Genomic DNA, 5,907 nt, shown 5'->3' on the forward strand with positions numbered 1-5,907 from the left:
GTGAGGACCGCGTGCACGGGCGCGCCCGCGTCGAGCAGCGGCGCGGGCCGGGTGCGAAGTGCCCGGACCGCCGCGACGAGTTCACAGGCGAGCACGAGCCGGTAGGCCCCCGCGGCGCGGAGCGCCTGCCGCGCCGCCTGGGAGGCGAAGCTCGCCGCCTCTTCGAGACCGCGGGAGATGACCGTGTGCCCGGCGGAGGCGGGCGACGAAGCGGCCGCCCGCAGCTCCGCGAGCGCGGAGTTCGCGCTGTACTCGAGGATCATGACCCCGGAGCTGGCCGCGGGCCCGTCGGCGAGGAAGGGCCGCAACCCGGTGATGTCGGGGTCGCCGAGGTGCCCGAGCCGCGCGGTGGACAGCCGGGCGGTCTGCAGCACGGCCAGCGAGAGCTGGTCGAGCGCGAGGCCGAGCGGCGCGGCGAAGAACCCGCCGTGGTGGTAGACCGCGGGACCGCCGTCCGGCCCGCCGTCCTCGGTGATCAGCGGGTTCTCCGAAGGGCAGTTGATCTCGACGCCGAGCACCCGGCGCAGCGCGCCGACCGCTTCCAGCGCCGGCCCGTGCACCTGCGGAAACGCCCGGAAGCCGTACGGGTCCTGGATGCGCCGGCCGGGCAACTGCGGGCGTTCCGGCTGCCCGAGCAGCCTGCGTACCTCGGCGGCGGCGTGCAGCGTGCCGGCGTACGGGCGCAGGGCGTGCACCGGCGCGGCGTATGCCTCCAGGGAACCGCCGACCGCGGCCAGCGAGAGGGCGGCGATGACGTGCGAGGCGCGCAGCAGTACGTCGATGTCGTGGCAGACCAGGGCGGCCTGGCCGAGCGCGAGGGCGTTGCTGCTCATCAGGGCGAGCCCGTCGCCGCGTTGGAGGGTGACGGGCGCGGGTCCGGGTGCGGTGGCGCTGGTGTGCGGCGGCGCGATCGGGCCGCCGTCGGGGTGCGGGTCGGCGTGGACGCCCACCGGCCCCGGCTCGGTCGAATTGGCCCCGGACGGTCCGGAGTTGGACAGTATGGGCCCGGAGGATACGAGCTCGGACGGTACGGAGCCGGACGTTCCGGCGCCCGGCCGTACCGTATCCGGCCGTACCGCGCCCGCCGGCTCCGTGCCCCGTACGGCACCGTCCGCCGTCACCGCATCCGCACCGATCGGGTCCAGCTCCGGGCCCAGCGCCCCCACCGGGTCCATTAGCCACGGCCGCTCGCCGATCAGCGTCAGCCCGGTCTGCGCCAGCGCCGTCAGATCGCCCGTGCCCACCGCCCCGTACTCGTTGACGGCCGGGTGGACGTGCAGCCGCAGCGCCTCGACCATCGCGCGGACGAGTGCGGGCTGTAGCCCGGAGCCGCCGGCCAGCACCTGGTTGGCGCGGACCGCCAGCATCGCGCGGACCTCGCGGGCCGGCAGCAGCGCGCCGACACCGCCGGCGTGGCTGCGCAGCAGCCGCAGGTCCTGCTCGTCCTTGTCCTCGTCGCTGAGGAAGACCATCCGGTTGGCGCCGACGCCGGTGTCGCGGCCGTAGATCCGGCCGGAGGCGGCGAGTTGCCGGGCCGTGTGCCAGGAGCGTTCGGCGCGTGCGTACGCGTCGGGCGGGACGACGGGCTCGGTCACGCCGTCGGCGAGCAGTGCGACGCCGTCGGCGTCGAGACCGAAGCCGTCGAGGACCGCGCCGGCCGCCTTCACACGCTCGGGTGCGGAGGAAGCCTCATTGCCGCGGTGCGACGACGACTCAGGGGCTGTTCCCATGGTCGCCTCCCGCTGAGGGTCGTACGGAGGGGGTGTCCGTAGCGGTCGTGCTCGGGGCTGTACGAAGGGCCGTACGTGGGGCCGTACTTCGGGTCGGGCTTCGGGTCGTACCGAGAACTCGTGCTGAGCGAGGTCGCCCCGGGGCGCTGCCTGCACCCCGGGGTCGCCCTCAGCTTCGTACGCGGTCCCGGCTCAGCTCACGCCGATGGACTTCAGCCACGTCTGCGCCACGGCCAGCGGGTCCTTCTTGTCGGTCTGCACCTGGGTGTCCAGGTCGAGCAGCTTCGCCGTGTCGAGCTTGGCCGACACGCTGTTGAGGGCGTCGATGCCGGCCTGCGACAGCCCGGTCTTGTAGACCAGCGGAAGCACGTTGCCGAAGCCGAAGAGGCTCTTCGGGTCCTGGAGCGTGACGAACTTCTCGGAGCTGATGGTCGGGTCGGTGGTGAAGATGTCCGCGGCCTGGACGTTGTTGCTCTTCAGCGCCGACTCGGTGAGCGGGCCGCCGGCGTCCAGCGCCTTGAAGGACTTCGGCACCACGCCGTACTCGGACTTCAGCCCGACCAGGCCCTGCTGGCGGGTCTGGAACTCCGGCGAGCCGCCGATCACGATGTCCTTGCCGATCGAGGCGAGGTCGGCGATCGACGAGGAGGCGGTCAGGTGGTACTTCTTCGCGGTGGCCGCGTTGACCGTCACCGAGTCCTTGTCCTGGGCCGGTGCGTCGTTCAGCACCGTCAGCTTCGGGTCGAGCTTCGCGGTGATCGCGGCATCGGTCGCGGTCGCCGTCGTCTCCACGGCCTTGGCGTCGAGGTAGGACAGCAGCGCGCCGTTGAACTCCGGCAGCACCGTCAGCGTGCCGTTCTTCATCATCCCGTAGGTGGTCTCACGGGTGCCGATGTTCAGCTTGTAACTGACCTTGATGCCCTTGGACTTGAGCGTCTCGCCGTAGATGTAGGCGAGCACGGTGCTCTCGGCGAAGTTGTTGGAGCCGACGACCACGGTGCCGCCGGACGCCTTCTTCCCGGCCAGCGGGTCGCTGCCGCCGTCGCCGGACGAGGAGGAGGAACAGCCCGCCAGCAGAGGCGCTGCCACGGCGGCAACGACCGCCACGGCGGCCAGTCGGAGGTAACTCGGGCTGGACCAGGTGCTGTTCTCGCGAGTTGTCACGGTTTCCGCTTCCGGCTCGGTGTTCGAAAGATGATCAACGTTGTTCGAAACATGCCTTGGCGACGATCCAATCCAGCCCCTTCCGGCCCAGTCAAGTGAAGCCCGGTCACCGATTGGCATCGACTGCGCGAAGCGCCGTCCCCGACCACCACCGGCGCCGCGCCGACCTGCGACGGAGCCGGATCAGCGGGCGGCCGGAACCGCACCGACGTAACAGGATCTTGATGTAGGGGCCAGGTGCCGGACGGCAAGACGAGGTAGTCTCCGGGCAGTTGGCGACCATTCCCGGACTGACACGGGGAGTTTTTCAGCCACTTCCGTCCACCCAGGGTGACGAAAGTGGTCAAAGTCACGGAGGAGGACGCGTCGTGTCCGCGAACGGAGCGAACGGACCGGAACAGGAGCATCATCCGGCCCCGGAAGTCCCGCACGATGGCGACCGCTCGCCCCGAACATCCGCACTCGCCCGCTTCGCCGACCGTCGGCCCTTCCGCCGCAAGCTCGACGTCCTGCTCGGCGTCCCCCTGGTCGTGGTCGCGCTGCTGCTCGGCTACGTGATCTCCGGGCTGGTCGGCCAGGCCAGGGACGCGGGCTCCGCCGCCCAGCTCGTGCGCAGCAGCCGCCAGGTCGCCACCCTGGTCGACCGGGTCGAGTCCGAGCACCAGCAGGCACTGCTGCTGTCGGTGCGCTACGAGTCGGCCACCACCGGCGACCGCCCGTCGCTGGTCGCCTACCGCGACGCGCAGGACGCGGTGGACCAGCAGGTCGAGGCGGTCCGCCGCGCCTTCGGCTCCCGGCTGCCGGCCGCCGAGGAGCAGGTGCTCAAGGAGATCAACGGCCTGAGCAGCCTGCGCAGCACCGTGGAGCAGAGCTACCTGCCGGCCGACAACATCGACCCGGCGTACACCTCCGCGATGGACGACCTGATCGACGGCCTCGGCCTGGACACCAGCACGAACCTGTCCACCACCCGCACCGGCAGCCTGCTGGACTCGCTGCTGCGCGCCGAGGCCGCGCACAGTTCCTTCGAGACCAGCGTGTTCTCCGCGCAGACCGGCGACTCCAACGCGCTGATCGAGTTCGTCAACGCGGTCGGCACCGAGCAGGTCTACACGACCGAGGCGGCCCGGTTCGGCCGTTACGCGACCGCGCGGCAGAACGCCGAGCTGGCCGGAATCGAGCAGGGCACGGCCTGGAACACCATCTCGCAGCAGTACGCGGGCCTCCAGGTGGACCCGAGCGCGCTGGTGGCCAACGGCCCGGCGGCGATCAGGAACGCCTTCACCACCGCGCTCCAGGCATTCCCGCAGTACCAGCAGCAGGCGGAGAGCCGGCTGCGCGTCACCAGCTCGCTGATCGGCCAGATCGCCGACCGGGCCGACCGCGCCTCGGACAACGCGTGGTGGCGGGCGGCCTGGCTGCTGGCCGGCGCGCTGGTGGCGTTCGCGCTGTGGCTGGCGCTGTCGGTGGCGATCCGCCGTTCGGTGATCCGGCCGGTGCAGGCGCTGACCGGGGTGGCCGCCGAGGTCGCGGAGGTGGCCGGGCGCGAACTGGCCCGGGTCGCCGACGACGACGCCGTGGACGCGAGCCCGCCCCGGCTGCGCGAGATGCCGGTGACCGCGCGCGACGAGATCGGCGACCTGGCCGCCGCCTTCAACCAGGTGCAGACCACCGCGGCAGCGCTGCTGGAACGGCAGGTGCTCAGCCGCCGCAACACCGCCGAGATGTTCGGCAACGTCGGCCGCCGGGTCAGCAACCTGACGGCCCGTCAACTCTCCCTGATCGACGCGGTGGAGCGCGGCGAGACCGACCCCGCGCTGCTCGACCGGCTCTACCGCATCGACCACCTCGCGGTCCGGCTCCAGCGCAACGCCGACAGCCTGATGCTGCTGGCCGGCATCCGCGAGACCGGCATGGAGGCGGGGCCCACCCCGCTCACCAACGTGGTGCGCGCCGCGCTCGGCCAGATCGAGGGCTACCAGCGGGTCTCGCTCGACGCCGACACCGAGGTCACCGTCGCGCCCGACATCATCGCCGACCTGACCTTGATGCTCGCCGAACTGCTGGAGAACGCGGTCGCGTTCTCGCCCGCCCGCAGCCCGGTCAAGGTGAACGTGAGCGCCCGCTCCGACGGCGCGCTGATCGAGGTCACCGACCACGGCCTGGGCATGAGCGCGGCCCGGCTCGCGGAGGAGAACGCCCGGCTGGTGCGCCGCGAACGCCTCGACCTGGTGCCCACGAAGGTGCTCGGCCTGTTCGTGGTCGGCAGCCTGGCCCGGCGCTGGGGTGTGCGCGTCACGCTGACCCGTACGCAGGGCGGCGGCGTCACCGCGCAGGTCACGATCCCGTCGGCACTGCTGCTGATGATGAGCCCGTTCACGGAGCCGAGGAAGCGGCTGGACACCCGGCCCCGCTTCGAGGCCGGGGCCGGGGCCGACGGGAGCGGAGCAGGGCGCCGGTCGTACGAACCCGGGCCCGCGGAACTCGAACGGGGCGACCGGGCCGAACGGAGCGAGCGCACCGGACGCGGGCCGCGGCACGCCGCCCGGGTGCCCGAGTCGGGTCCGGCCCGCCCGCACCCGGAGCTGGAGTCGGGTACCGATCCGGAGGGCCGCGGCGGGGCCCGGCATGCGGCGCCGAGCCGCCCGGACGGCCCCGCGCCGCTCCCCCGCAGGGTGCCGCAGCGCAACGCGGCGATCAGCTCGGCGGCCGTGCCACCCGAGCGCGGTCGCCCGGGGCGGGCGGAGAACGGAAACGGAAGTGGAAACGGAAGTGGGGCGCGCGGGGCGGGAGTCGGCGGAGGCCCGGTGAGCGCGCCCGGTACGGCGGGTAGGCCCGGCGTGCCCGCGGCACCTGGCGGGTCCGGCGCACCAGGTGTGCCAGGCGCATCCGTCGTCGGGAGTACGGCGCCGCGCGGACTGCGGCGCCGCGCGAAGGGCGCCACCCTCGCCACCACGCTCGGCGCGGCCGCCCCGACCGCCACAGCTGCCGCCGGCCCCGCCGTACCCTCTCC

General features: G+C 72.9%; 3 protein-coding genes. 1 reads left to right on the forward strand and 2 read right to left on the reverse strand.

Features of this window, described 5'->3' with window-relative positions; translation table 11 throughout:
- Positions 1-1,730 (reverse strand): aromatic amino acid lyase (locus AC13HU_RS30545; protein ID WP_483045213.1); only part of this gene is annotated, 1,730 nt, incomplete at its 3' end.
- Positions 1,731-1,922: 192 nt separating this feature from the next.
- Positions 1,923-2,894, reverse strand: coding sequence for an ABC transporter substrate-binding protein (locus tag AC13HU_RS30550; protein WP_483045214.1), 972 nt, complete (start codon positions 2,892-2,894; stop codon positions 1,923-1,925).
- A 368-nt stretch (positions 2,895-3,262) separates the two neighbouring features.
- Here AC13HU_RS30550 and AC13HU_RS30555 point away from each other — a divergent pair.
- The coding region (locus AC13HU_RS30555) for a sensor histidine kinase (RefSeq protein ID WP_483045215.1) at positions 3,263-5,907 on the forward strand (2,645 nt) is incomplete at its 3' end.

The sequence above is a fragment of the Streptomyces sp. NH27 genome (assembly GCF_056859195.1).